This window comes from Caballeronia sordidicola (assembly GCF_000729995.1).
Lineage (GTDB): Bacteria > Pseudomonadota > Gammaproteobacteria > Burkholderiales > Burkholderiaceae > Caballeronia > Caballeronia sordidicola_A.
The window spans coordinates 1-348 of sequence record NZ_JNFG01000182.1; the positions used below are offsets into that span (position 1 = coordinate 1).

Here is a 348-nt window from a genome sequence, read left to right on the forward strand (position 1 = left end):
ATGTTGCTGCTGGTGCGCAGGCCCAGGTTGACCAGGTGGTGGTGCACGGCGCCGGTGGCCAGCACCGCATGCACCGGCAGCTTGCCCGGCTCGATGTGGCGGTCGGTCAGCACCAGCAATACCTTGCCGGCGCGCACGGCCTCCTCGGCCTGCTCGACGATGTTGCGCAGCGCCGCCTCGAGGCCCATGGACTCGGGGTAGTTGAGGGCGATCTTGACATTCTCGAAGCCGGGCTTTGGCATGTTGAGAATGGTCCGCCACTTGGCCGGCGAGACCACCGGGCTGCTCAGGATGGCGCGATCGGCGTGCTCGGCGGTTTCCTCGAAGACGTTGCGCTCGGCGCCCAGG

At 67.8% G+C, this 348-nt stretch carries 1 protein-coding gene; it reads right to left on the bottom strand.

Features of this window, described 5'->3' with window-relative positions; genetic code table 11:
• The coding region (locus FH08_RS48840; protein ID WP_035568138.1) for a glutamate synthase central domain-containing protein at positions 1-348 on the bottom strand (348 nt) is incomplete at both ends.